Origin of the sequence: Occultella glacieicola (assembly GCF_004353825.1) — a bacterium.
In the GTDB taxonomy this organism is placed as follows: Bacteria; Actinomycetota; Actinomycetes; order Actinomycetales; family Beutenbergiaceae; genus Occultella; species Occultella glacieicola.
In genome coordinates, this window is record NZ_SMNA01000005.1 from 485851 (window position 1) to 510990 (window position 25140).

Sequence of the window (25140 nt, forward strand, 5' to 3'; positions counted from 1 at the left end):
GGGGACCATTCTGACACTCCCAGCGCAGGGATCAAGAGTGCCGGAGCAACTGGGCCAGTTGCATTCCGGTAACGTCTGCCAACTGCTTCGCCTGGGTGCGGCAGGAGAAGCCGTCGGCCAGGTACACGGCCCCCTCCGGCGCCTCCCGCAGCGCCGGCAGCAGCGCCTGCTCGGCCACCGCGACGGACACGTCGTAGTGGCCCTTCTCCATGCCGAAGTTCCCGGCCAGCCCGCAACAGGTACCGAGCGTGGACACCTGCGCACCGGCCCGGCGGAGCAGTTCCAGGTCCGCCTCGTATCCCATCACGGCGTGCTGATGGCAGTGCGGCTGGGCGATGACCTGCGTCCCGTCCAGGTCCGGCGGGGCCCAGTCCGCGGGACCGACCGGGGCCGGGGCGGTCAGGAGCTCGGCGAGGGTGTAGGTCCCCTTCGCCAGGGCGGCGGCACGTGGGTCGTCGGGGAACAGGTCCGGCAGGTCCGAGCGCAGCACCGCCGTGCAGGACGGCTCGATCCCGACGATCGGGATGCCCGCCTCGGCGTACGGCCCGAGCACGTCCATGGTCTGGCTCAGCCGGGCCCGGGCACCGTCGAGCTGGCCGGTCGAGATCCAGGTGAGGCCGCAGCACGCACTCGCCTCCGGCAGCCGCACGGTGTACCCGGCCTGCTCGAGCACGTCGACCATCGCCCGGGCCCCGGCGGTGTCCAGATGCTCGGAGAACGAGTCCGCCCAGAGCAGCACCTCGGTGCCCGATCGGCCCATGCTGCCCGACGTCGTCACTCGCCCCGGCGCCGACGTCACCTCGGCGGTCGGCACCCGGGCGCCCGGCCCTTCGGGCCGGCTGGGCGCCCGCCTGCGCCACCACCTGCTGAACGGCTCCTCGGCGAAGGTGACCATCCGCCGTCGGACATCCATGCCACCGCCGGCGAGCACCAGCTTCGCGATCGGGCGAACCCCGAGCACCGCATTCACCAGCCGTGAGACACCCGGCACGGCCGTGATCAGCCGGGCCCAGCGGGGCAGCCAACCGAGCGCGTAGTGGCTGATCGGACGCACCTTGCCGCGGTAGCTGCGGTGCAGCACCTCGGACTTGTACTGGGCCATGTCCACCCCGGCCGGGCAGTCCGACGAGCACGCCTTGCAGGACAGGCACAGGTCCAGCGAGTCGTGCACCTCCGGGGCGTCCCAGCCCTGCACGAGGGTGCCGTTGGCCATCTCCTGGAGCACCCGGGCGCGGCCGCGGGTGGAGTCCTTCTCGTCCCTGGTGGCCAGGTAGGAGGGGCACATGAAGGACCCGGCGTCGGTCAGGTCGGCGCGGCACTTGCCGACGCCGACGCACCGGTGCACGGCGGTGGTGAAGTCGCCGTCGTCGTGGGCGAACGCGAAGCCCGAGGAGGCCAGCATCGGCAGCGGGCGGGCGTGCGGGCGGCGCAGGTCCTCATCCACGCGCCGGGGCCGCACCACGACTCCGGGGTTGAGCAGGTCCTCGGGGTCGAAGAGCGCCTTGACCGCCTCGAAGGTGGCGATCGCCTCGGCCGAGTACATCAGTGGCAGCAGCTCCCCGCGGGCCCGGCCGTCCCCGTGCTCGCCCGAGAGGGAGCCGCCGTGGGAGGCCACGAGTCTCGCCGCGTCGAGCATGAAGGAGCGGAACTGCGCGGCGCCGGCCTCGTCGGTCATCGGGAAGTCGATACGCACGTGGATGCAGCCGTCCCCGAAGTGCCCGTACGGCAGTCCGTCCACACCGTAGGAGGCCATGAGCGCCTCGAACTCGCGCAGGTAGGTGCCGAGCCGCTCCGGCGGCACGGCCGCATCCTCCCAACCCGGCCACGCCTGGGCACCGGACCCGGTGCGCCCGGCCAGCCCTGCGCCGTCGGCCCGGATCTTCCACATCGCGGTCGCGTCCGGTCCCGGCGGCATGATCCGGGTCGCCTCGGTGCCGGAGTCCGCGACGATCGCGCGGGCCGAGGCCAGTGCCGCCTCCTGGGTCTCGCCGCCGACCTCCACGAGCAGCCAGCCGGCGCCCGGCGGCAGGTCCGGCACCGAGTCGGGACCGTGGTGGGCGCGCACGACGTCCACGAGTTTCGCGTCAAGGCCCTCGATCGCGAGCGGGGCGTGGGCGAGCATGGTCGGCACCGCGTCCGCGGCCGAGGGCATGTCCGGGTAGCCGAGCGCCACCAGCATCGGGGAACTCGGGATCGGCACCAGCGCCACGGTGGCCTCGAGGATGGTGACCAGGGTGCCCTCGGTACCGACCAGGAACTTCGCCAGGTCGGTGCCGTTCTCGGGCAGCAGGTGCTCGAGGGAGTACCCGGACACCTGGCGGCCGAAGCGGCCGAACTCGGTGCGGATCAGGGCCAGGCGGGAGCGGACCAGGTCCGCCAGGCCGGGGATCTCGTCAAGGGCGCCGGCCCCGGTGCCGGTACCGAAGCGCCGCCCGGTGCCGTCCACGACGTCGAGGGCGATGGTGTTGTCCACCGTGCGCCCGTAGGCGACGGCGTGCGGGCCGCAGGCGTTGTTGCCGATCATCCCGGCGAGGGTGGCTCGGGCCTGGGTGGACGGGTCCGGCCCGAACCGCAGGCCGTGCGGCCGCGCGGCCGCCTGCAGGTCGGACATGATGACGCCCGGCTGCACCCGCGCGGTCCGCGCGACCGGGTCGATCTCGAGGACCTTGTTCAGGTGCCGGGAGAAGTCGATGACGATCCCGGGCCCGACGGCGTTGCCGGCCACCGAGGTGCCGCCACCTCGGGCGGTCACGGGGGTGCCGTACTCACGGGCGGTGGCGAGCGTGGCGAGCACGTCCTCGGTGCTCCTCGGGAACACCACCACCTGGGGCGGGACCCGGTAGTTCGAGGCGTCCGTGGCGTATTCCGATCGGCGCCGCGCGGAGGCATCCACCTCCCCGGTGATCGCACGGCCGAGGGCCGCGACCAGATCCGCCACCTCGGGCGCCACGGGGGGATTCGTGCTCAGGGTCGACACGTTCGCCAGTTTCCCACGCCCGCGCCCGGCCCCGTGCTCCCGCCCCGGTTGTGAGACCGCCACGGCCACGGGACCCATCCCGGACGCCGAGATCGCACCGGCCGCCTCGAGATCGTGCCCCCCGGCGTACGAGTTCGAGGCGGCAGGTGCGATCTGAAGCCGCGGCCTCACCGACCACCCGCCCGGGCCCCTCCGGCCCGGGCGAGCGGGCGTCTCAGTCGGCGCCGAAGTCCAGACCCGCGTCGGCGACGGCGTTCATGGTCCAGACCCCGCCCTCGGTGTCGAACAGCCGCCACGCCGGGACGAGCACCACGGCGCCGTCGTCGGAGTACACCGACATCAGGACGAGTTCCGACCCGTTGATCGTGACCTGACGGACCGGCCAGTCGATCGGGGCGCCCACCTCGGCGGGCGCCGGCGCCTCGGTCGGTGGCGCGGCATCGACCGGCGCGTCGGCCGGGCCGGCGGGCGCCTCGACTGCTTCCGGTGCCGACTCCTGTGCCGACTCCTGAGCTGGATCCTGGGCTGTGCCCGGGGCCGTCTCCTCGGCCGCCGTGCCGGGGGCGGGCTCACCGGCACCGGAGTCCTCCACGGGTCCCGCCGGAGCCTCCGCGACCGCGGAGCCGGCCGCGCTGAACGGCATGATCCCGCCACCGCCGGCGCCGAACCGTGGGTCGGTGAGCCGCTGCACCGCTTCCGCGGGCGAGACCACCTCGTAGGAACCGAGGGAGAAGACCTCGGCCATCGACCCCCATGCCGAGGCGATCCCCTCGGTGGTGACGGTGAACTGCCAGCCGATCACGCCCTCGACCGTGCCCGCGCCGATGTTCGGGGTCGCGAGCACGTTCGTCGCGTGCTCACCCGGCTCGGTGATGCTCCAGTTGTAATCCCCGACGTCGCCGCCGGCCGCGGTCACGACCGCCTGGGCGGCGGCGATCGCCTCGTCCTCGCCGGCGGCCACCTGTTCACCCTCGCACTCGGCCGCGGCGGTGTCACCGCCGCCGGTGTCCGGCTCGATCTGCTCGATGGCGGCGCACCGCCACGGGTCCAGAGACGGGTTCGTATAGCTCGTCGAGGCCGTCCCGTCGACGTACACGGACAGCACCGGGCCGCCGCCGTCCCAGGAACCGACCGTCCAGGCGCCGTCGGCGAGCACCGGTTCGCCCTCGAGACCGAGGGCCTGCGCCACCTGCGCGACCCGCTCTGCGGTCAGCGCCGCGCCCGCGTCCAGCCCGTACGCCTCCGCCGCCGAACCCTGCGTGGAGAGCCCGTCCGCGGTGAACTCCGTCCGGCCGTAGCCGGCGAGCATGGTGTCCGCCACCCTCCCGAGCGCTTCCTGCTCCACCGCCCCCCCGGCAGCGTCCTCGGAACCGTCGCTCGCGACGACGCTGCCGCCGTCGGGCTCCGTGCCGCTCGCGGCACCGATCGCGTACCCGCCGCCACCGAACACCGCGAGCGCGGCGACCGACGCGGCCACCAGCAGACCGCGGCGGCCCCGCCCGACGGCTGCGCGCCGGTTCCGCTTGGCGAGCAGCTCGTCGTCGTGCTCGGTGTTCTCGCGCTCGCGCCGCCCGGGGCCGTCCTCCTCGAGGTCGCCGACCCGAGCGGTCACGGCACTGCGCAGCATGTCCAGGTCCGGGGTGGAGCCGGCGGCCGGGTCGGCGGCGCGCAGGCGTCGGAACGCCTCGTCGGTGCCGGTGGGATCGTCGCTGCTCATCAGATGTCCTCTCGCCGAGGGGCTTCGGGAGCCGCGACCGTCCTCGCCGGCCCGATCCGTGGCGGATCGTGTGGTCGCCCTCGCCTTCGCCCTCTGCCCTGCCTGTGTGCCGTCGACGGCGGGTGTTGCGTCGGCGCCCGGCGCGCGGTGGGTGACCCGGACCTCACGCGGTCACGCGCTCGTCCCAGGCCGAGCGCAGCCGCGCCCGGGCCCGGGACAACGCGGCGGCCGCCCCACCGCGGCCGATGCCGAGCGCCGCGGCCAGTTCCTCGCCGTCGAGGCCCTCCCAGGCGTGCAGCATCAGGACGTGCCGGTCCCGGTCGCTCAGCGCGGCGAGCGCATCACTCACCTGGGCGTCCGCGAGGACGAGATCTGCGGGATCGGCGGCGTACTCGCCGTCGGCGTCGTCGGGCAGCGACTCGACCGGGACCGGCCGGCCCTTGCGCCGGTGGTTGGCGAGCACGAACCCGGCCGTCCGGTACAGCCACGGCAGTTCGTGGCCCTCGGGGAGATCCGCGCGCCGACGCCATGCGGTCGCGAGGACGTCGGCCGTCAGGTCCTCGACGTCGTCACGGGGCGCACGGCGTAGGAAGTACCGGTGCACGGCGCCGGCGTGGGCGGTGAACAAGTCCTCGAACCAGGCTCGGTCACGGCCGGCGGGATCAGCCGCGGGCACGGGGCCGTCGTGGTCCGTCATCGTCACTCCCGGATCTGCTGGGGGCACGGGCGGAATGCCACGGTGCTCTCAAGATGCCTATGTCCCCATCACCGCGATCGTTGCACACGATCACACAGCCGACGTCGGTTCCGTCAGCTGGGTAGGTGGGCGCGGACGCGGGCGAGCAGGTCGGCGAAGGCGGCGTCGTCGAGCAGGAACGAGGCGTCCGCGAGAACGCCGAGCAGGGCGGTCGGTGCGTCGGGGTTAGTCGCGGCATACAGCATCCGCCACAGGACGATCTCGTTGCCGGCACCGAGGAACGCCCGCCGGGCAGCGAGATCGGCGCTGGCGTCGAGTGCCCGGTTCGCCAGCGTCGAGACCACCTCGGCGCGCTGTCCGGCACCGGCCGCGGCAGCCACCTGGCCCGCGGACTGCCAGGTCAGTTCGCGGACCAGTCCCGCGTCCGCCGCAACCGCTGCGGCGGTGAGCGTGGCCACGTCCTGGTGCCAGGTGTGCCGGTTCCCGTACTGCTCGGGCAGCGGCGGCACCAGCAGGTACGCGCAGGGCTGGGTCCGGAGGTGCTGCCACAGTTGCTGCGTCAGGGACAACCCGACGAGTTCGGCCTGCGCCCGCAGGCCCCACGCGACGGCGCCGAGCGCCTCCACGCCGGAACCCGGCAACCCGAGCGGCGCGACCAACTCGCGGAACCGGTCCGCACCGTGTGGCTGAGTGTCATTGATCCCGCCGATCACGGCACCGTTCTCGGCGATCTCCACGTCGGTGAGCAGGTTGACGTTCCAGTAGACGGAGACGGCCAGCCCGCCCGGGGAGGCCCGCCGGAGCACCACGGGGTTCGTGCCGACCCACCCGTTGGGTTCGACCACCAGCACCCGACCGGCCACGGCCGCGACCACGGCCCACGGCAGCGGCAGGTCCCCGCCCGAGGCCTCCTGCATCCGGGTGCCCGGCGGCACCGGGGTGCCCATCGCCCCGAAGGCCTTGAGCACGGCGCCGCCGTCCACGCCGCGCAGCACCGTGATCGTGGCGCCGTCGGCCAGGTCGCTGCTCTCCATCCAGCCCAACGGACCCACGGTGGTGGCCATCTCGCTCCTTCACGTCGATGCGGCCATGGTGTCATGCAGCGCCGCCCGGCGAGATGGGGGATTTCCCTCATGACGCCACGGCGCGCACCGACCAGGGTGGACCCACCAGACCCGCCGGGTCACCGGACACCCGAGGAGAGGCCATGCCGACGTTCCTGATCCGCCGCGCCGTTCCGAGCGCGGGGGAACTCACTCCGCAGCAGCTCCGCGCGCTGTCGACGGCATCGAACGCCGCCGCACGCGCGCACGTCGGCGCATCCGCCCGCTGGGAGCGGACCTTCGTGGCCGGCGACCACCTGGTCTGCCTCTATCGCGCCGCCAGCGAGGCGCACGTTCGCGAACATGCCCGGCTCAGTGGGTACGTCGCCGAGGAACTCCGCCACCTGTTCGGACGACCCACCCACCTGTCCTGAAACGGGGATGGCCCCGATCGCTCTTGACAGATCGGTAACCGTTAGGTTACCAATGTGACATGGACGCCTTCGCCGCCCTCGCGGACCCGGTACGCCGGGACCTCGTGAGCCGGCTCGCCAACGGATCGGCGCGTGTCGTGGATCTCGCGGGCGAACACGCCATCAGCCGACCGGCGATCAGCCGCCATCTGCGGGTGCTCGGCGAGGCCGGCCTGGTGGCCGCGGACGACGTCGGGCGCGAGCGGCACTACCGGCTCGAGCGCACCGGGCTGGCCCCGGTGGCCGACTACCTCGCGGCGCTCGAACCCCAGCCGCGCTTCGACGACTCCGTCCTCGACGGTCTCGACCTCGAGGTCCGACGCGCCGTCCGGGACCGGACCGGCACCGACGCCATCATCCACACCACGACCGAGGAGACCGCATGAGTACCACCGACACCCCCCGCGCCACAGGGCGACACCAGGAACGGGACGGGGTCGCCTACCTCGTCTTCGAGCGCACGTTCCGGGCGCCGATCGCCGACGTCTGGGCGGCCGCGACCGAGTCCGACCGGCTGGTGCGCTGGATCGGCCACTGGGCCGGAGACCCGTCCAGCGGCTCGGTGTCCTTCTGGATGACCGCCGAGGCCGCAGACGCACCGGAGGAGACGATCTACATCGACGTCTGCGACGCGCCTCAACGCCTGGTGATGCGGTCGGCGCGTCCCGACGACAGCGCCGTCGAGTGGACCTGGCAGATCGACCTCGCCGAGACCGACGGCGTCACCACGCTGACATTCGCCCAGGAGGTCGGGGATGCCACCCTCGCGGAGGGCGTGGGCCCGGGGTGGGACTACTACCTCGACCGGATGGTCGCGGCGGAGACCGGCGCCGATCCCGGTACGGTCGACTTCGACGCGTACTACCCGGCCCTCACCGAGCACTACCGCAACGAGTTGGCCTGACCGGCACCCTCACGTCCCCGGAGCGTTCGCGGCCCACCGGTGCGCGGCGTAGTCGACACCCACCGCCAGCCGGTAGACGCCCACAAGCGTCGCGACCAGACCCACCCCCGCGACGATGAGACCGACGGTCAGCCAGACCCGGCCGGGGTCGTTCTGCGCGGCACCGGTGAGTTCCCAGACCAGGCTGAGGTACCGGGCGTGGTCCACCGCCAGCCAGCCGCCCACCAGCAGCGCCACGCCGAAGGTGAGCACGACGGCGGAACCCACCGGCGACGGATCCGGCACCCGCAACCCGCCGCTCCCCTGCGTGCCCGACTCCCCCGCATCGCTCATGCGGGCCATCAAACCACGCCGCGGCGACGGGCTCGGACCTGCCGGCCGCCTCGCGCGGACGCTCCCTCGGTCCGGTCAGCCCTTGATCCCGGTGAGCGTCACGCCCTCGACGAAGTAGCGCTGCAGCACGAAGAACAGCAAGACGATCGGGAGGATCACCACGAGCGATGCCGCCATCAGCAGACCCCACTGTGCGGTATAGGTGCTCTGGAACGTCGCGAGCCCGAGGGCCAGCGTGAAGTTGTCGCTGTCGGTCAGGTACAACAACGGGCCCAGGAAGTCGTTCCAGACCCCGATGAAGGTGAAGATCGTGACGACCACGATCACGGGTTTCGACAGCGGCATCACGATCCGCGTGAACACCTGCCACGGGTTCGCACCGTCGATGTAGGCGGCCTCATCCATCTCGTAGGGGATGGTGAGGAAGAACTGCCGGATCAGGAAGATGTTGAAGACACCGCCGCCAGCGCCGGCGAACCACGCCGGCAGCGTCAGCGGGATGAAGGTGTCCAGGGCACCGAGCGCGGCCCAGCCCACGAACGTCGGGATGAGGGTGACGGCGTACGGCAGCATCACGCCGGTCAAGAGCAACCCGAACACCAGGTTGCGACCGCGCCACCGAAGTCGCGCGAAGCTGAAGGCGGTCAGCGAGCAGGTCAGCACCGTCCCGGTGACGACGAGCACCTCGATGATCATCGTGTTGAGGAAGTAGCGCACGAACGGCTGCGCGGTCAGCGCGTCGGGAAAGTTCTCCCACGCGACCGGGTTCGGGATCCACTGGGGTGGATTGATGAAGATCTGGGCGTCCGTCATCAGGGCGCTGCGGACCAGCCAGACGAATGGCATCAGCATCGCCGCCGCGCCGAACGCGAGGATCAGGAACATCATCGCTCGCGTCAGGGGCCGCCCACCCGTGACCTGGTCGCCGGTGCGCCGACGTCGGCGTCCGACGCTCAGCACGGATCGCATCGAGGAACTCATCGCGCACCTCCCGCTTCGTAGTAGACCCAGCTCCGGGCGTTGCGGAACAGCAGCGCCGTGATGACGAGCACGATGAGGAACAGCACCCAGGCCAGGGCGCTCGCGTATCCCATCTGGCTGTCCGTGAACGCCTGGGTGTACAGGTAGTAGATGTAGAACAGCGTCGCGTTGTTCGGGCCACCGCTCGTCATGATGTAGGCCTGGTTGAACACCTGGAACGTGCCGATCACGCCGGTCACCAGGTTGTAGAAGATCACCGGCGTCATGAACGGCAGCGTGACGTGCCGGAACTTCGCCCACGCACCACCGCCGTCGAGTGCGACTGCCTCATAGAGGTGCCGTGGAACCCCCTGCAGCCCGGCGAGGAAGATCACCATCGCGTTCCCGAAGCCCCACGTGCTCATGATGATGAGCGAGGGCACCGCCGTGGACTCGGCGTAGATCCAGTTCGACGTCGGCAGTCCCAGCGCCCGCAGCACCGAGTTGAAGAGCCCGGAGTCCGGGTTGAAGATCCAGATCCACAGGACCGCGCTGGCGACCGCGGGCACGAGTGTCGGCAGGTAGTAGATCGTGCGCCACATCGACTGCCGCCGCCAGCCGGCGTTGACCAGCATCGCCACGACGAATCCGACCACCAGGGCGATCGGGACCGCGGCGAGGGTGTAGTAGGTGGTGACCCCGAGCGACTTCCAGAACAGTGGGTCGTCGACCATCGCCTGGTAGTTGCCCAGGCCGATGAAGTTCGGCGCCGCTCCTACGGTCCAGTCGGTCAGGCTGAAGATGAAGGACGCCACCATCGGCCCGATCGTGAAGATCAGGAAGCCGAGGATCGCCGGCATCGCGAACAGGACTCCCCACCGTGCCTCGGCGCGGCCCATCCGACTGCGACGCCGCCCTGCTGGTCGGGGCGGGGTGGTCGCCTCGGTGACCGGGTCCGCCGTCGCCGTGCTCATACCCGCGGGTTCGGGTAGAAGCCCTGCAGCATCCCGTCGTTGAGCTGGCCGGCGACCTCGTCCATCACGGTCTGGACGTCTTCCTCGCCGGTCTGGATGCGTTCCATCGCGGGCGAGATCACCTTGTCGATGTCCTCGTAGTTCTTCATCCTCTCGGCGAAGTACCGCGTGGAGCTCGAGACCGCGTAGTCCACGACCGCGGTGCGGTACTCCTCGGGGTGCGCGTCGTTGTCGATCCAGACCTTCACGAGGTCGTCGTCGGTGTAGTACTTCTCCTCGACCGGCATCCACAGCCCTGACGAGAACAGGCTGACCACCGACGGGTCGGACTGGTAGGTGTACAGCTCCAGCGCCTCGTCGAGATGCTCGGTCTCCGTGGAGATGCCGATCGCGCCACCCATCGACGCCGTCGAGGGTGTTCCGTAACTCGGGAGCACCCCGATGCCGTACTCGAAGTCGGCCCCGCTGATGTCCAGCAGCGCCCACTGCCCGTCGATCGCCATCCCGAGGCGATCGGAGGCGAGTTGCGCCGCGGTCGACGGCGCATTGTTACCGAGCTGTGTGGGTGAGGGGGCCACCCGGTGCACGTGCATGAGGTCGACCAGGTTCTGCAGCACCTCCACCGCCTCCGGGCTGTTGAGCAGGGTGGTCGTGCCGGACTCGTCGACGACGTCGACGCCGTTGCTCAGCAGCAGCCCGTACCAGGCGGCCGACCACATGTTCGCCAACGTCCCGAACCGGGCCACCTGGGTGGTGTCGAACCCGTCCTCGTCGGGTCGGCGCCCGCTCTGGTCCACGGTGAGCCGGTACGCCGCCTCGACGAACGCGTCCCAGTTCCAGGCACCGTCGGCCGTGACCGGCGGCAGTTCGATCCCGGCTTCGGAGAAGGCCTTCTTGTTGGTGAACAGGCACATGATCTCGAGTGCGGCCGGTGTGCCGAAGGTCTGGGTCTCGCTCCAGTAGTTGTACGCCTCCGGGAGCCGCTCGCCGATGCCCGGATAGTCGTCGAAGTACGGGGCGAGGTCGAGCAACCTGTCCTGTTCGGCCAGCCGGTAGGCCATCGGGTTGTTGATGTAGGCGACGTCGGGCATCCGGTCGGACGCGATCAGGGCGTTGAGCTTGGTGTCGTAGTCGTCCGGCGTGTACAGCGGCTCGACCGTCAGGTCGACGTCCTCGGGCAGCGTGGTCTGGAAGCTGGAGAGCATGCCCTCGACCGCCTCCTGTTCCGCGGTCGACCCCCAGAACATGTACTGCATCTTGGGGCCGCCTGAGCTGCAGGCGACGAGGGAGCCGCCGACGGCGGTTCCCAGCGCGGCGACGCCGCCGAGACGGAGCACGTCTCGGCGGTTGAGGAAGATCGGCTTCATTGTCGGGCTCCTTGCGGGTGGGTGTGCGAGGGGTGGGATCTTCCTGACGAGCGTCAGGAGGTTGTGGCGACCGGCACGCGCCGCCCGGTCTCGAAGGATGCGATCGCCGCGTGGGCCAGCTCGAGTGCACGGCGCCCGGCACGTGCGTGGATCGGTGGTGGGTCGCCGGCGCGCAGCGCCGAGAGCAGGTGCTCGACGTGTCGGTCGAACGTCCCGTGGAAGCGACGCGCCTCGTCGTCGAAGTAGCCCGCCTCCCAGACGCGGCGCTCCGCGTTCCCGGCTCGGGCGACCTCGAGACGACGGACGGTGTCGTGGATCGTCAGGCGGCCGTCGGTCCCGTTGACCTCGACGAGCTGGCTGTCCGGATAGGCGTAGGAGGTGTCGTAGCTGCCCAGCATGGTGGCGACCACGCCGTCGGCGAGTTCCAGCGCCAGCGCGATCGTGCTGTAGTCGCCGTACGTGGCGTCGGTCATCTGGGCCGCGACGGACACCACCGGACCGGCGAGGTGCTCGATCATGTCGAAGCCGTGGCACTGGGTCTCGATGAGGTTGGCGTGCCGCGAGGTGCCGTGGTTGGCCTCACCTCCGAACCGCCAGGTGACGAAGACCAGCCGCCCCAGCTCGCCGGCGTCGATCGCGGCTTTCGCGCGCTGCACGGGCTCGGCGTACCGGTGGTTGAAGTTGATCGCGAAGAAGCTGCCCGACGCCTCCGCCGCGTCGAGCAACGTGTCCGCCTCACCGAGGTCGAACACGAGCGGCTTCTCGACCAGCAGGTCGACGCCCGCGTCCACCAGTTGCCGGGTGACCTCGAAATGTCCCTCGTTGGGCAGGCACACGGTGACGAGGTCGGGGCGCTCCCGCTCCAGCATGCGGTCGAGGTCGGTGTAGGCGTGGGTGTCGAATTCATCCGCACGGCGGGTGACGCGTCCCGGGTCGCGACCCACGACCGCGACGAGTTCGGTGTCCGGGCGGCCGGCGAAGATCCGTGCGTGCTGGGTGCCCCAGGTTCCGGCGCCCACGACCGCCACCTTGAGCGCGCTCACGCGGGCACCTGCTGGGTGACGACGACCTTGCCGCTTCGTCCGGACAGGAACAGCTCGAAGGCCGCCGGCAGTTCGGTCACGTCGACGGTGTGGGTCACGATCGCGGACAGGTAGTCGAGGTTGTCGCGCAGGGCTTGCAGGTTCTGCGGCATCTCGTCGTACCGGAAGTACTCGCTGCCGAGCACCGCACGCTCGGGGGCGATCAGGTCACGCGAGACGTCGATGCCGAGGCCTTCGCCGTGGCCGACGCAGATGAGTGCGCCGCGCTGGCTCAGGGACCGCAGCGCGGTCTCACGGGCGACCGTCCTCCCGGACGAGTCGAACGCGACATCCGGCTGCAGGGCGAGAATGCCGGCCTCGTCGCGGGCGTCGACGGGCCGCGCGCCAAGCCGGTCGGCCAGGTCGAGGCGGAACTCGCTGACGTCGCTCACGTAGACCGGGAAGTCGTGGCCGTATCGGACCTTCGTCATCGCGACCAGTCCGAGACCGATCGGACCGGCCCCCACGACCAGGACGCTCTGCGTGTCCGCGCGCACCAGCTCGGCCCGCCGCAGGGCGTGGGTGCTCGTCCCCATGACGTCCAACAGCATGGTCGCGGCGACGAGGGAGACGTCCTCGGTCACCGGGAAGAAGTTCGTCTCGTGCACGATCGCGAACGGCCCGTACCCGCCGTCGGACGTCTGTCCCACGTCCTGTCGCTTGGCCGAGCACTGGTTGGTGGCCCCGACCGCGCAGGAGCGGCACTGGCCGCAGTAGTCCATGAGGTAGATCGCACCGCGGGTCCCGATCGGCACCGTGGTTGCGGGCCCGGCGGCCTCCACGACCCCGGCGGCCTCGTGGCCCGGGACGATGTCGACACCCTCCAGGTACTCCTTGCGGTCGGTGCCGCAGATCGCGTTCGCCCCGATCCGGACCCGAAGTTCGCCGGGTCCGGGATCGCGGTAGACATGATCGGCGACACGGATGCGACCGGCTCCGTCGAAGTGGGGTGCAGGCGCGGTGATGCTCACTCGGGGTCCCCTTCCAGGGTGTCGCGATCCGCCGGCCGACCCTGGTCGGGCCGCCGTTGCGTGGGTGGACGTCGAGGGTGGGTCAGGCGTCCATCGGCAGCCAGACCTTCATGGGTCCGATCTCGCGGTTGGCCCACATGAAGTACGGGACGGCGACCACCCGGCCGACGTCACCGTCGGGCAGGTTGCGCGCGGGTGCCGTGACGACCGGGATGCCGCCGAACAGGTCGTCGCGCCACTCCTCGGACAGGTCGGTCGAGGTCAGCGCGACGTCATCGACCCGTAGACCGGCGTCCTGGTCGACGTGCTCGATCGCGTAGACGAGCGGACCGCGCTCGATCGCGACGCTTCCGCGGACGGCATCGACCCGGTGATGCCCTTGCGTGGCCCGTGGCGCCATCGGCAGCACCAGCCGCACCACATCACCGGCGCGCCAGGTCCTCCGCACCCGGGCGTACTCACCCGGCGCGACGGGCACCGGGTCCCCCACCACCTCGAGCGTGGCACCCGCGGCCCACCCGGGCACCCTGAGGCTGAGCTCGACCTCGGCCCCGGGGGCGTCATCGACGATGAACTCGAGGTCGCCCCGCCAGGGATAGTCCGAGACCATCCGCACCTGCAGGCCACCACCGCGGACCGTGGCCGTGCCGTACTGGTGGATCTGCAGCCCGGACTCCGTCGACGTCGCGACATAGTGGTGCCAGGACGCGAGCGTGCGCATCAGGTTGGTGGGGCAGCACGAACAGCCGAACCACTCCTGCCGGCCGGCCGCACCCATCCGGTCGTCGTAGGGGATCGCACCCTCGCGCACCTGGAGTGTGTTGACGTAGAAGTACCGGTCACCGTCGAGCGTCACCCCCGAGAGCACGGCGTTGTAGAGCTGCCGTTCGATGAGGTCGGCGTACTTGGCCTCGCCCGTCGCCAGGAGCAGCCGCCAGCTCCACTGGATGCTGGCGATCGCCGCGCAGGTCTCGCCGTACCCCCGGTCGGACGGCAGCTCATACGGATCACCGAAGGCCTCACCCTCCCAGCGTGCGCCGAGACTGCCGTTGACGTACATCTTCGCCTCGACCATGTTGTCCCACTGACGGCGCACGGCGGCGAAGAGGTCCACGTCGCCGGTCTCGACCGCGACGTCTGTGGCACCCGCTGCGAGGTAGACGGCTCGGACGGCGTGACCCTCCGGGTAGACCGTGTCGCGAACCGGTATCCGGTCGCTGAAGTAGACGGACGTCCATCCCTGCCAGGTGGGGTCGGTCAGCGTGCCGTGACCGCGCACCTCGACGAAGTAGGACGCGAGGTCGAGGTACCGGCGCTGGCCGGTCACCCGGTAGAGCTCGACCAGCGCCATCTCCACGAGCGGGTGACCGCAGGTCTCGCGGCGCTTGTCGAAGCCGAAGGTGGCGTCGAGGTGGTCGGCCGCCCTGCGGGCCACCTCGAGCAGGTCGGGCGACCCCGAGGCCCGGTAGCGCGCGACGGCCGCCTGGATCATCGTCGCCATGTTGAAGATCTCGTGGTCGTAGGAGATCCATTCGTAGCGATCCCGCTTGCCGGCGATCTGGTTGAACGTGGAAAGGTAGCCGTCGGGCGCCTGGGCCGAGGCGACCAGTTCGATATAGCGCTCGAGCCACCCGGCCAGTTGCTCGTCATCGGAGCGGCCGTGCTCCCAGGCGGTCGCCTCCAACCACTTGAACGCCTCGCCGTCCTCGAACACCGGCCCGTGGTACGGCCGGCCGGCTGTACCGTCGGCCGCGTTCGCGAAGTTCGTCCAGGCCTGCTGACCATCGAGGTGCTGCTGCCCGCGAACGATCGAGGTGGTGGCGTTCTCCTGCTGGAGCCGACCGAGGAAACCGTCCGTCAGCCGGACGTCGGCGAAGCCCAGCGGCGTCAGCACCGTGGTGGCTCGGGGTTGGACCGGTCCCCCTCCGACGCCCTGGGCATCGACGGTCGTGATGGTCAGGTCGGACTGAACGGACACGGTGCTCCCGGTGAGAAATTGCGTGCTTCGGCGGACGGCTGCGGCCCTCCAGCGGGCCGTGACGCACACTCTGGCACGACCACGGCAACAAGCGCAACATGTTTCCGAAATTTCCGCATATGCGATGGGACGGGGAGTCGCGCCTGATCCGCGACCGGCGCAGGAGGGGCTAGAGTTTCCGGAAACAGAGAGGTACGACGTGGCCGAACCGCACCGCCGCACGACGATCCGTGATGTCGCGGCACGAGCTGGCGTGTCCCCAGGAACAGTCTCCAAGGCCCTGAACGGGACCGGACAGATCAGCACCGAGACCCGCCAGCGCATCCTCGCCGCGGCCGCGGAGACCGGGTTCAAGCCGAACGAGCTCGCACGCAGCGTGTTCGAGCGGCGCAGCTACACGGTCGGGATGATCACGACCGACAGCTTCGAGCGGTTCAGCGTCCCGGTCATGCTCGGCGCGGAGGATGCACTGGGCGCCGGCCGGATCTCGGTCTTCCTGTGCGACAGTCGCGACGACCCGATCCGCGAGAAGCACTACATCGACGTGCTGCAGGGGCGGCGGGTCGACGGCTTCATCGTGACCGGCCGCAGCTCGAACGTGCGGCAGCCGCTCAACGTCGAGCCCGGGACACCCGTGGTCTACGCGCTCACACCGTCGGCCGATCCGGCCGACTGCTCGATCGTCGTGGACGACGCCGCCGCGGGGCGGATCGCCGGCGAGCACTTCCTGCGGATGGGGCGCACCCGGATCGCACACGTGACCGGCCCCGAGCACTTCGACGCGGCCCGCGAGCGGGCCGGTGGCCTGCTCGACGCGCTCACCGACGCCGGCGCCGCGCTGGTCGCGCCCACGTTCTACGGCGGCTGGGGCGAGGAGTGGGGGCGGCAGGCCGGGCAGATGCTGCTGCGTGCCCACCCCGAGGTCGACGCGATCTACTGTGGCAGCGACCTCGTCGCCCGCGGCGTCGGCGACAGCATGCGCGAACTCGGCCGGCACGTGCCGCGCGATGTCGCGCTCATCGGCACCGACAACTGGGAGATCGTCGCGACCGGCGCCCGCCCCCCGCTCACGACCGTGGACACCGGCCTGTCCGAGGTCGGCCGGATCGCCGCCGAGCGGCTCCTCGACGCGATCGCGGGCCGCCCGCACTCCGGCGTCGAGCGTGTCGCCCCACATCTGGTCATCCGCGGCTCGACCGATGCCACGGGCGCGGTCTGACGCCGAGCCGGTTCGGGCTGGCGTCCGGGACGCCGCCGATCTCGATCCGCGACGTCACCCGCCCGGCGTCCCTCCGCCGTCCGGCTTCGGCTTCGCGGGCGGGTGCAGCGTGCCCCGGTGGATCTCGTAGACCGACGCGGTTCCGGGTGAGTCCGGGTCGTCGACGATGGGCTCATCCCTCATGAACAGCCTGATGGCGTGGGCGAGCTCACCCGGGTGGCTGAAGTTGATCGCGTGCGCGGCACCCTGGATGAGGACCACGAGCACATGGTTGTCGGTCTGCGCGGCGACCTCCTGGACGCGCGCCGGACCCGGCAGCAGCGGGTCGCGGTCGCCGAGCACCACCAGCGTCGGGATGGTCAGTTCGAGCAGCCGCTCGAGCGTCGGGTACCGGGTGAGGGCCCGGAACAGTCGGATCGTGCTCGGCACGCCGAAACGCAGATAGTCCGGTGTCGCCACGCCGAGCATCCTGGCCGGCTCCCGTCCGCCGTCCCTCGTGAGCTGCCCGATCGCGCGTCGCAGCGGCTGGTTCGCGATGCCGCCGGCAGGCGAGACCAGAACGGCGCGATCCAGGCGCTCGGGGTACCGATGCGCGAACTCGCAGATGACGGGGCACCCCATCGAATTGCCCACCAGCGTGGTCGACGTGACGCCTCGGTCGTCGAGGAAGCCGGCCGCAGCGTGAGCCAGATCGGGCACGTCGAACGGACGACTGGGGCGTCCGCTGCGCCCGAAGCCGGGCAGATCCGGCACATAGGTGAGGAACTCGTCGGAGAGCAGTTCGGCGGTCGGCAGCAGATAGCGGCCGGAGAGCCCGAATCCGTGCAGGTGCGTCATCACCGGCGCGCCCTCGGCATTGCGCGACGTGCGATAGAACACGTCGACCCCGTCGACCGTGGTCCACGTGTCGGTCAGGCCGGAGGCGGGCCGCCGCGGATGCCGTCGCGCGCGGTGACGATAACTCGCCCTCTCGGGATTTGCGCGCATGTGGGCTCCCGTCAGTCGCCGAAACGAGCGCACGGCGACCGCCCGGTGTGAGGAAAATCCCATCATCCTGGCCCGATGTCAAGGTGTCCCCCCGCGGCACGAAGACGGCCCCGGGCACCGACCAAGATCGGTGCCCGGGGCCGCTTGGCCGGAGCCGCCTCAGGGAATCGAACCCTGGACCTTCTCATTACGAGTGAGACGCTCTGCCGACTGAGCTAAGGCGGCGGATGCCCGCGCGGGTGGAGCCGCGGGGCGCGCCCACTGTACCTGCCGCCGTCGGCGTTCGCCAAAACGGCCACGTCGTGCCACCGGCCCGGCAGTGGTCAGCAGGACAGGCCGTCGTCGGGCACCGTGCCCTCGACGAGGAAGTCGTCCACGGCGTCGTCGATGCAGCTGCCCGCACCGTAGGCGGTGTGCCCGTCGCCGTCGTAGGTCAGCAGGACGCCGGAGGACAGCTGATCCGCCATCGACTCGGCCCACTCGTACGGCGTGGCCGGGTCCCGGGTGGTCCCGATCACGAGGATCGGCGGGGTGCCCTCCGCGGCGATCGGCTCCCGGACGGCGGTGGACTGCACCGGCATGGTGCCGCAGCCGACCTCGCCGTACCCGTTGTACGGGCCGAACAGCCGGGAGATCTCGGTGAGCTCCTCGGCCTCGGCACGCATCGCGTCCCGGTCCACCTCGACCGGGTAGTCGAGGCAGTCGATGGCCCGGAACGCTCCCTGGTCCTCGGGGTAGTTGCCGTCCTCGTCGCGGTCGAGCGCGTAGTCGGACAGGAACCGCACCTGGGAGCCGTCGCCGTCCTGGAGCGCGGCGATCGCGCTGCTGAGAGTGGGCCACGAGGCCGGGTTGTAGAGCGACACGATGATCGAGTTCATCAGGTCGGCGTCGTTCGCGGGACGGTCGGGGTCACCGCTGGCGACCGGGGTGTCGGCGAGCTGTTCGAGGATGGCGACGGTCTGGTCGATCCCGGACTCGACGTCGCCGGTCAGCGGGCAGTCGGTCCCGGCCTGGCAGTCCTCGACGAACGAGCGGTAGGCCAGGTCGAAGCCCGCGGTCTGGCCGCGGACGATCTCGCCGTAGCCGAGCGCGGGGTCGACCGCACCGTCGAGCACCAGGCGCCCGACATTCTCCGGGAACAGCTCCGCGTAGTGGGCCCCGAGGAAGGTGCCGTAGGAGAAGCCGAGGTAGGTCAGCTGCGCCTCCCCCACGACGGCGCGCAGTACGTCCAGGTCCCGGGTGGCGCTGATCGTGTCCACGTGCCCGATCAGCGGGCCGGTGTTCTCGGCACAGGCCTCACCGTAGGCGGTGCTGCCGTCGACGAAGGCCTGGAAGCCGGCGTCGGTCTCGACGTCGAACTCGGTGCCGTACCACTCCTCGAGCTGCGCGGAGTCGTAGCAGCGCACCGCCGTCGACTGCCCCACCCCACGCGGGTCGAACCCGACCACGTCGTAGTTCCGCAGGATGTCCGAGCCCAGGTAGGCGTCGATCGACTCGACCATCTCGATGCCGGACCCGCCGGGCCCGCCCGGGTTGACGAACAGCGAGCCCATCGGCTCCCCGACGGCCGCGAACACCTTGACCGCGATGGTGATGCGCTCCCCGCCGGGGTCCTCGTAGTCGAGCGGCACCTCGATGTCCGCGCACCGGTAGTTCGAGTCGCACTCGGCCCACTCGGGCTGCTGGCTGTAGAACTCCTCGAGCCCCTCGGGCGCCGGTGCCCCGCCAGCGGCCGGCGGCTGCACGAGCGGCGCCGGCGCGGCACAGCCCGCGAGCAGGGCGACGCCGGCGAACACGGCGGCGACGGCGGACCAGAGACGGCGGGGCGGGGTAGGCACGAACGCAGCCTAACCAAGCAGACCGAGGTCTCCGTGCCGGGCAAGGGACAGAACTGCCCGACGGCGCAGGTCGGGTCCGCGCGGGTGCGAGGGCTCGCGGTGGGTCCGGTCCGCGCGGTGCGACGCTCCGCGGACGGGCCGGCGCAGACTCCCACCGCCCGGCGCCGCCCGTTCCGAACCGGTTCCACCCCTGAGGGGTGGTCGTCAGTTCTGCGGTCGCAGCGCGACCGTCATCGCCTCGATGGCCAGCAACGGCGCCGCGCCGGCCGCGATCCGGGTGCGCGCCACCCCGACGGCCTGCATCCGTTGCAGCGACTGCTCGGGTGCCGACGCGCCTGCCATCTCCCGCACGGCCGGCTCGGCGGCCCGGTTCATCAGGACCTGGTCGCTGCCGAGCTGGACCACCAGGACATCCCGGTAGAACGAGAGCAGGTCCACCATCGCGCGGTCCAGCACGTCGATGAGCGCGCGCCGGGCCCGCCGCTTCTGTTCCTCCTCCAGCTGGCGCACCTGGGCCCGCAGCGCCGGCGGGATGGTGCCGCCCTGGTCCGCGCCGAGGTTGCGCAGCAGTTCGGCCTTCTCCGCCGCGTCCCGCTCCGCGGTCGCGACCTTGCTCTCCTCGGTGGCCTCGTCCACCAGGGTTCCGGCGGCCAGGATCGCGTCCCCGACCCCCCGGATCGTCGCCGGGATCGCGAGTACCTTCGCCCGGTAGTCGCGGGCCTTGGGGTTCGCGGCGAGCCGGCGGGCCATCCCGATGTGGCTCTGCGCGGCGAGCGCGCACTCCAGGGCCAGCGCCGGGTCGACACCGTCGCTGGCCACGAGCAGATCCGCGACCGCCTGGGCCGGCGGCACCCGCAGGTTCACCAGCCGGCACCGCGACCGGATCGTGACGAGCACGTCCTGCGGGCTGGGGGCGCAGAGCACCCAGACCGTCCGCGGCGGCGGCTCCTCGATCGCCTTGAGCAGCACGTTCGAGGTGCGCTCGACCATGCGGTCGGCGTCCTCGACGATGATCACCCGCCAGCGGCCCTGGGACGGTGCACGCTGGGACAGGCCGACCAGGTTCCGGGCCTCGTCGATGCTGATGACGACCTTCTCGGTGGCCAGCACGGTGACGTCGGCATGGGTGCCCGCGAGCGCGGTCTGCGTCTCGTGGGAGGTGCCGTCGGCATCGTCGGGGTCCTGCAGGGCCGCGGCGAACGCGCGCGCGGCCACGGATCGGCCCGAGCCGGGTGGACCGGTGATCAGCCAGGCGTGCGTCATCGCCTCGGGGCGCCGGACCGCCTCGCTGAGCACGGCCACCGCCTCCGGCTGCCCGACCAGGGCGTCCCAGACGCTCACCGCTGCTGCCCCGCGGTCACCTGGTTCGCGAGCAGCGCGTCGACCCGGGCGCGGATCGCGGCGGCGAGGTCCTCGCGCGCACGGGTGGCGTCGAGCACCAGCCAGCGGCCCGGGTCTGCGGCGGCCCGGTCGAGGAACGCCTGCCGGGTGCGGGCGTGGAACTCGGACCCGGCCCGCTCGAGCCGGTCCGGCGCGTCCGTGAGCCGTTCGGACAGCCGGGCCGGATCGAGATCGAGCAGCACGGTCAGGTCCGGCAGCAGCGCATCGGTGGCCCAGAGGGAGAGCCGCTCCACGTCCTCGGCGGGCAGGGTCCGCCCGCCGGCCTGGTAGGCCACGGAGGAGTCGAGGTAACGGTCGGTGAGCACCGCCGCCCCGCGTGCGAGCGCCGGGCGGATCAGGGAGGCCACGTGGTAGGCGCGGTCTGCCGCGAACAGCAGCGCCTCGGTGCGCGGGTCCAGGTCCGCCCCGTGCAGCAGCAGGTCCCGGAGCGTGCGCCCGAGTTCGGTGCCACCGGGCTCGCGGGTGCGCACCACCTCCCGGTGGCCCCCGGCCGCCAGGGAGTCGGCGAGCAGACCCAGCTGGGTCGACTTGCCGGCGCCGTCGCCGCCCTCGAAGGAGATGAAGAGTCCGCTCACGCCCTGCAGCCTAACCACGCCCACCGACGGTGCGGACCGACGCCCACCACCGCAGCACCGGGCCGGTCGTCCCCGGGCTGCGACCGGCCCCCGCGGCTCTGGTTCGCGCGGCCTCGCAGTGCGAAGATGCGTCATGCGGGTGTTGTGTTCGACGACTGCCGGCGACGGCCACTTCGGTCCGCTCGCGCGCGTGGCTCGCGCCTGCATCGAAACCGGCCATGAGGTAGTGGTATCCGCACCGGCGTCCTTCGCACGCGCGGTGGCCCGAGCCGGACTGGCACATGCCCCGTTCCCGGATGTGCCACCGGAGCGGATCGGCCCCGTGATGGCAGCGTTGCCCACATTGAGCTTCGACCAGGCCAACGAGACCGTGGTGCGCGAGATCTTCGGCCGCCTCGACGCGCAGTACGCACTGCCCGGCATCCGTACCGCGGTCGAGGAGTGGCGACCGGACGTCGTCCTGCGCGAGCCGATGGAGTTGGGATCGCTGGCGGCTGCCGAGGCCCGTGGCATTCCGCACGTCGAGGTCTCGATCGGACTCGCCGTGACGATGACCTGGGCCGCCGGCCACCTCCGTGAGCCGCTGGCCGAACTGGACTCGCTTGCAGGGCTTGCTGAGGGTCGGCTGCACGCCGCCCTGCGATCCGCGCCGGCCCTCACGATGGTACCTGCGAGCCTCGACGATCCTGACCCCGCCCCCGGTCGGGGCAGCCGCCCGATCACGCGCTACCGAGCCGGCACGGATCAGCGTGCCGGACGCCTGCCGGCGGCCTGGGGCGAGCCCACGGATCCGCTGGTCTACGTCTCCTTCGGGACCGTCGCGGCGGGCCTCGGCCATCTATCCGAACTGTTCGACGCCGCACTGGCGGCACTGGCGGACCTGCCCGTCCGGGTGCTGATGACCACGGGTCACGCCGGGGGACTGGAGGTCGCGACGCCGTGGCCCGCGAACGCCCACGTCGAGACGTTCTGGCCGCAGGACGACGTGATGCCGCTCGCGGCGGCCGTCGTGGGCCACGGCGGGTTCGGCACCACCATGTCCGCGTTGTCCGCCGGGGTGCCGCAGGTGCTCATGCCGCTGTTCGCCACCGACCAGCGCCTGAACGCCGACCGGGTCGCAGCGGTGGGCGCCGGTGTCCGGGTCGACGACGGGCCTGCGGGCGTCACGCAGCTCGCAGAGGCGGTGACGCGTGTACTGGCCGACGACCGGATCGGAACGCGCGCGCGGGAGTTGGCGGCCGAGATCGCCGCCCTTCCCGAGGCCGCGACGCTCGTGCCGGAGATCGAACAGATTGCTGACTCGCGCACGGCCGGCTAGCTCAGCGCCGCGGCGCGACGGCGCGCACCGCATCCGCGAGGACGGCCGGATCGCCCACGGGCCAGCCGGCCTCCGCCGCGGCCAGCCGGAGGCCCCCGACCACCGGTACCTCGGCGTCACGAAGCGCAACCTCGACACCCTGCGGCAACCCGAACCGGGCCGTCAGAGCCGCTCGGACCCCGTCCCGGACCGGCCCGGCGGTCGTGAGCAGGGATCCGGCCAGCACGATCTCGGCCGGAGCCGGAGCGGCACCATCCGGTCCGGTGGGACCGGGGTGACCCGCCGGATCGGCGCCGCCGCCGGCCGATCCGGGGCCGGCCTCGGACGGCGCAGACCCGGCGACGACCTGCGCGGCCGACACCAGTGCGGTGACGGCCTCATCGACGATCGCGGACGCGACCCGATCGCCGGAGGCGGCCAGGCCCGCCACGAGCGGCGCGACGGACCCGTACTGGGACGGCGCCATCGCGTGCACGGCCACGATGAGCCCTTGGCGCGCCTCCGGGCCACCGGGTACCCCGGCCCAGTCGAGGATCGCGGTGGTGAGCGCGGTCGCCGGGCCTCGTCCGTCCAGGTCGGCGGCCGCGGCCCGGAGCCCGGCCAGCCCGATCCAGACCCCTGAGCCGAGGTCGCCGAGGATCCAGCCCATCCCGTCGCAGCGGGCCGCGACCTCGAGACCGGCCCATGTGTCGCCGCCCGCGATCGCACTGCCGGGCACCTGGACCCGAGCCGCGACGGCGCCGGTACCGGAGAGCAGCAGCAGCCCGTCGGGCGCCTGCGCTGCTGCCGCGTAGGCGATCGCCAGGTCGCCACGCAGCCACGGCTCGCCCGGCAGACCGGCGTCCGCCCACGCGCCACGCACGGCCTCGAGCGCGTCCGGCACCGGGTCGGCGCCGGTGCCCGCGCCGGCCATGCCGACCAACCCGGCGACCTCGATGCCCGCAGCGTCCGCATCCGCGAGTCCGCGGCCGCCGTCGGCCGCCCCGGCGGCGACCGGACCCGCACCGACAACCACGGCCAGGGATCCGCCGCGGCCGCCCGGCCGGCCGGACCGAGCGGTGAGCGCGGCCACCCTGCGATCGCGATCGGCGGCCGCGGCGAGGGCCGCGGTGAGGGTCTGCGCGAGGTTGGCCCGCACCGAGCCCGGCGAGCTGCGGATGTTCCCACCGGGGCCGGTCGCGTAACTCAGCACCGGCCCGTCGGCGAGCCCCACGGCGACCTTGCTGGAGGTGCCGCCGACGTCCGCCCCGACGATCACACGCATTGCTCCCGGTGCCGGCTCCAGCCCCCGGCGGTCCGGCTCACTCACCGGGCAGGACCACCCCGAGCTGGCGTCGTGCCTCGTCCATCGTCGCCATCACGGCGATGGTCCCCTCCGGATCGTGCCGCGGGGAGAACGTCTCGCCGGCGTGCACCCGGCGTGCGACCTCGGCGGCCTGGTAGGCGAACCCGGCGCTCACCTCGGGCGTGAAGCTGCGCGCCTCGCCGTGCCGGGGCCGCACGGTGACGGTCGTCGGCGCGTAGAACGTGCCGGCGATCTCGATCCGCCCGTCGGTGCCGTTGATGGTCGCGGCGTTCGCCGTGGCCGAGCGCATCGTCGCGTGCAGCAGTGCGACCGCGCCGGAACCGGTCCGCAGGGTGATCGCCTCGGTCTCGTCCACCCCGGTCGAGGTCAGGGTGCCGACGGCGGTGACCTGCTCGGGTGCCCCGAGGATGTCGTGGGCGAAGGAGACCGGGTAGACGGTCAGGTCGAGCATGGCGCCGCCGGCCAGGTCCGGGTTCTTCATCCGGTGGTCGTCGCCCAGGGCGCGCATGTCCTGCCCGTGCTCGGCGACCACGCTGACCACCTCGCCGATCTCGCCGGCATCCAGGACCTCATGCACGGCGATCATGTGCGGCAGGAACCGGGTCCACATCGCCTCCATGGCGAACAGTCCGCGCTCGGCCGCGGCCGCGAACAGGCTGCGTGCCTCGGCGGCGTTGCGGGTGATCGACTTCTCCACCAGCACGTGCTTGCCGGCCTCGAGCGCGAGCAGGGCGTGCTCGAGGTGGGCCGAGTGCGGTGAGGCGATGTAGACCGCCTCGACCCCCGCGTCGGCGACGAGGTCCGCGTAGCCGCCGTACGCCGTCGGGATCTCGAACTCGTCGGCGAACGCCCGGGCCCGCCCGGCGTCCCGCGAGCCGACCGCGACCACGGACGACGCCGTGTGCGCGGGGATCTCCGCGGCGAACTTCCGGGCGATACCCCCGGGGCCCAGGATGCCCCAGCGCAGTCCGGGGGCGGAGACGGGGACGGGTCCGGTATCGAGGGTGCTCACGCACACAC

General features: G+C 71.9%; 22 protein-coding genes and 1 tRNA gene. 5 read left to right on the forward strand and 18 right to left on the reverse strand.

What is annotated here, in order from left to right:
* Positions 1–31: 31 nt before the first annotated feature.
* The 4 genes from EXU48_RS12610 to EXU48_RS12625 all read right to left on the reverse strand — a co-directional run bounded on the left by EXU48_RS12610 (position 32) and on the right by EXU48_RS12625 (position 6455).
* The gene (locus tag EXU48_RS12610) at positions 32–2986 is read right to left on the reverse strand and encodes an FAD-binding and (Fe-S)-binding domain-containing protein (RefSeq protein ID WP_407938734.1); all 2955 of its coding nucleotides are present in this window, start codon (positions 2984–2986) and stop codon (positions 32–34) included.
* A gap of 205 nt (positions 2987–3191) precedes the next feature.
* A complete protein-coding gene (locus EXU48_RS12615; RefSeq protein WP_133107990.1) occupies positions 3192–4694 on the reverse strand; it encodes a hypothetical protein in 1503 nt (500 codons plus the stop codon).
* A 163-nt stretch (positions 4695–4857) separates the two neighbouring features.
* Entirely contained in the window at positions 4858–5391 is a 534-nt protein-coding gene (locus EXU48_RS12620) for a sigma-70 family RNA polymerase sigma factor (RefSeq protein ID WP_133107991.1), read from the reverse strand.
* Between the two features lie 113 nt (positions 5392–5504).
* Positions 5505–6455 (reverse strand): hypothetical protein, encoded by a 951-nt coding sequence (locus tag EXU48_RS12625; protein WP_133107992.1) that lies wholly within the window; start codon positions 6453–6455, stop codon positions 5505–5507.
* Between the two features lie 143 nt (positions 6456–6598).
* Between EXU48_RS12625 and EXU48_RS12630 the strand changes: the two genes are divergently transcribed.
* Genes EXU48_RS12630 through EXU48_RS12640 form a run of 3 tightly spaced genes read left to right on the forward strand, consistent with a single transcriptional unit; the run spans position 6599 to position 7811 of the window.
* Entirely contained in the window at positions 6599–6868 is a 270-nt protein-coding gene (locus EXU48_RS12630; protein WP_165962796.1) for a nickel-binding protein, read from the forward strand.
* Positions 6869–6927: 59 nt separating this feature from the next.
* The gene (locus tag EXU48_RS12635) at positions 6928–7293 is read left to right on the forward strand and encodes an ArsR/SmtB family transcription factor (protein WP_133107994.1); all 366 of its coding nucleotides are present in this window, start codon (positions 6928–6930) and stop codon (positions 7291–7293) included.
* Complete coding sequence (locus tag EXU48_RS12640) at positions 7290–7811, forward strand: SRPBCC family protein (protein ID WP_133107995.1); 522 nt, start codon at positions 7290–7292, stop codon at positions 7809–7811. The genes EXU48_RS12635 and EXU48_RS12640 overlap by 4 nt, the downstream gene beginning before the upstream one ends.
* Before the next feature lie 9 nt (positions 7812–7820).
* Here EXU48_RS12640 and EXU48_RS12645 read toward each other — a convergent pair whose 3' ends face one another.
* From EXU48_RS12645 to EXU48_RS12675, 7 genes are all read right to left on the reverse strand, one after another.
* A complete protein-coding gene (locus EXU48_RS12645) occupies positions 7821–8144 on the reverse strand; it encodes a hypothetical protein (protein WP_133107996.1) in 324 nt (107 codons plus the stop codon).
* Between the two features lie 75 nt (positions 8145–8219).
* Entirely contained in the window at positions 8220–9125 is a 906-nt protein-coding gene (locus EXU48_RS12650; protein ID WP_165962797.1) for a carbohydrate ABC transporter permease, read from the reverse strand.
* On the reverse strand, positions 9122–10078 hold the full coding sequence (locus tag EXU48_RS12655) for a carbohydrate ABC transporter permease (protein WP_133107997.1): 957 nt from the start codon (positions 10076–10078) through the stop codon (positions 9122–9124). Before EXU48_RS12655 ends, EXU48_RS12650 begins: the two co-directional genes overlap by 4 nt.
* The gene (locus EXU48_RS12660) at positions 10075–11445 is read right to left on the reverse strand and encodes an extracellular solute-binding protein (protein ID WP_133107998.1); all 1371 of its coding nucleotides are present in this window, start codon (positions 11443–11445) and stop codon (positions 10075–10077) included. Before EXU48_RS12660 ends, EXU48_RS12655 begins: the two co-directional genes overlap by 4 nt.
* A gap of 53 nt (positions 11446–11498) precedes the next feature.
* Entirely contained in the window at positions 11499–12488 is a 990-nt protein-coding gene (locus EXU48_RS12665) for a Gfo/Idh/MocA family protein (protein WP_133107999.1), read from the reverse strand.
* Positions 12485–13498, reverse strand: a complete 1014-nt coding sequence (locus tag EXU48_RS12670) for an alcohol dehydrogenase catalytic domain-containing protein (RefSeq protein WP_133108000.1) — start codon at positions 13496–13498, stop codon at positions 12485–12487. Before EXU48_RS12670 ends, EXU48_RS12665 begins: the two co-directional genes overlap by 4 nt.
* 82 nt (positions 13499–13580) lie before the next feature.
* Entirely contained in the window at positions 13581–15476 is a 1896-nt protein-coding gene (locus EXU48_RS12675; RefSeq protein ID WP_207947716.1) for a glycoside hydrolase family 127 protein, read from the reverse strand.
* Between the two features lie 124 nt (positions 15477–15600).
* Between EXU48_RS12675 and EXU48_RS12680 the strand changes: the two genes are divergently transcribed.
* A complete protein-coding gene (locus EXU48_RS12680; RefSeq protein ID WP_133108001.1) occupies positions 15601–16695 on the forward strand; it encodes a LacI family DNA-binding transcriptional regulator in 1095 nt (364 codons plus the stop codon).
* A gap of 54 nt (positions 16696–16749) precedes the next feature.
* Here the strand turns inward: EXU48_RS12680 and EXU48_RS12685 are convergent, their stop codons facing one another.
* The 5 genes from EXU48_RS12685 to tmk all read right to left on the reverse strand — a co-directional run bounded on the left by EXU48_RS12685 (position 16750) and on the right by tmk (position 21496).
* A complete protein-coding gene (locus EXU48_RS12685) occupies positions 16750–17682 on the reverse strand; it encodes an alpha/beta fold hydrolase (RefSeq protein WP_133108002.1) in 933 nt (310 codons plus the stop codon).
* 152 nt (positions 17683–17834) lie between these two features.
* Positions 17835–17907: transfer RNA gene (locus EXU48_RS12690), tRNA-Thr, on the reverse strand.
* A 98-nt stretch (positions 17908–18005) separates the two neighbouring features.
* Entirely contained in the window at positions 18006–19520 is a 1515-nt protein-coding gene (locus EXU48_RS12695) for an alpha/beta hydrolase (RefSeq protein ID WP_133108003.1), read from the reverse strand.
* Between the two features lie 204 nt (positions 19521–19724).
* Complete coding sequence (locus tag EXU48_RS12700) at positions 19725–20861, reverse strand: DNA polymerase III subunit delta' (protein ID WP_133108004.1); 1137 nt, start codon at positions 20859–20861, stop codon at positions 19725–19727.
* Positions 20858–21496 carry a dTMP kinase gene (tmk, locus tag EXU48_RS12705; protein ID WP_407938733.1) on the reverse strand — a complete coding sequence of 213 codons (639 nt, stop codon included), beginning with the start codon at positions 21494–21496 and terminating at the stop codon, positions 20858–20860. The genes EXU48_RS12700 and tmk overlap by 4 nt, the downstream gene beginning before the upstream one ends.
* Positions 21497–21629: 133 nt before the next feature.
* Here tmk and EXU48_RS12710 point away from each other — a divergent pair, with 133 nt between their 5' ends.
* On the forward strand, positions 21630–22814 hold the full coding sequence (locus tag EXU48_RS12710; RefSeq protein WP_328591645.1) for a glycosyltransferase: 1185 nt from the start codon (positions 21630–21632) through the stop codon (positions 22812–22814).
* Position 22815: 1 nt separating this feature from the next.
* On the opposite strand, the gene EXU48_RS12715 is transcribed toward EXU48_RS12710, so the two are convergent.
* On the reverse strand, positions 22816–24078 hold the full coding sequence (locus EXU48_RS12715) for a BadF/BadG/BcrA/BcrD ATPase family protein (protein WP_133108007.1): 1263 nt from the start codon (positions 24076–24078) through the stop codon (positions 22816–22818).
* A 37-nt stretch (positions 24079–24115) separates the two neighbouring features.
* Positions 24116–25132 carry a Gfo/Idh/MocA family protein gene (locus tag EXU48_RS12720; protein ID WP_133108008.1) on the reverse strand — a complete coding sequence of 339 codons (1017 nt, stop codon included), beginning with the start codon at positions 25130–25132 and terminating at the stop codon, positions 24116–24118.
* Positions 25133–25140: the final 8 nt, after the last annotated feature.

Bases quoted from the DNA above. Each gene is read 5' to 3' on its own strand.
- EXU48_RS12625 (WP_133107992.1), bottom strand. From the start codon at position 6,455: ATGGCCACCACCGTGGGTCCGTTGGGCTGGATGGAGAGCAGCGACCTG.
- EXU48_RS12655 (WP_133107997.1), bottom strand. From the start codon at position 10,078: ATGAGCACGGCGACGGCGGACCCGGTCACCGAGGCGACCACCCCGCCC.
- EXU48_RS12635 (WP_133107994.1), top strand. From the start codon at position 6,928: ATGGACGCCTTCGCCGCCCTCGCGGACCCGGTACGCCGGGACCTCGTG.
- EXU48_RS12715 (WP_133108007.1), bottom strand. From the start codon at position 24,078: ATGCGTGTGATCGTCGGGGCGGACGTCGGCGGCACCTCCAGCAAGGTC.
- EXU48_RS12620 (WP_133107991.1), bottom strand. From the start codon at position 5,391: ATGACGGACCACGACGGCCCCGTGCCCGCGGCTGATCCCGCCGGCCGT.
- EXU48_RS12710 (WP_328591645.1), top strand. From the start codon at position 21,630: ATGCGGGTGTTGTGTTCGACGACTGCCGGCGACGGCCACTTCGGTCCG.
- EXU48_RS12650 (WP_165962797.1), bottom strand. From the start codon at position 9,125: ATGAGTTCCTCGATGCGATCCGTGCTGAGCGTCGGACGCCGACGTCGG.
- EXU48_RS12680 (WP_133108001.1), top strand. From the start codon at position 15,601: ATGGGACGGGGAGTCGCGCCTGATCCGCGACCGGCGCAGGAGGGGCTA.
- EXU48_RS12685 (WP_133108002.1), bottom strand. From the start codon at position 17,682: ATGCGCGCAAATCCCGAGAGGGCGAGTTATCGTCACCGCGCGCGACGG.
- EXU48_RS12640 (WP_133107995.1), top strand. From the start codon at position 7,290: ATGAGTACCACCGACACCCCCCGCGCCACAGGGCGACACCAGGAACGG.
- EXU48_RS12660 (WP_133107998.1), bottom strand. From the start codon at position 11,445: ATGAAGCCGATCTTCCTCAACCGCCGAGACGTGCTCCGTCTCGGCGGC.
- EXU48_RS12630 (WP_165962796.1), top strand. From the start codon at position 6,599: ATGCCGACGTTCCTGATCCGCCGCGCCGTTCCGAGCGCGGGGGAACTC.
- EXU48_RS12615 (WP_133107990.1), bottom strand. From the start codon at position 4,694: ATGAGCAGCGACGATCCCACCGGCACCGACGAGGCGTTCCGACGCCTG.
- EXU48_RS12645 (WP_133107996.1), bottom strand. From the start codon at position 8,144: ATGAGCGATGCGGGGGAGTCGGGCACGCAGGGGAGCGGCGGGTTGCGG.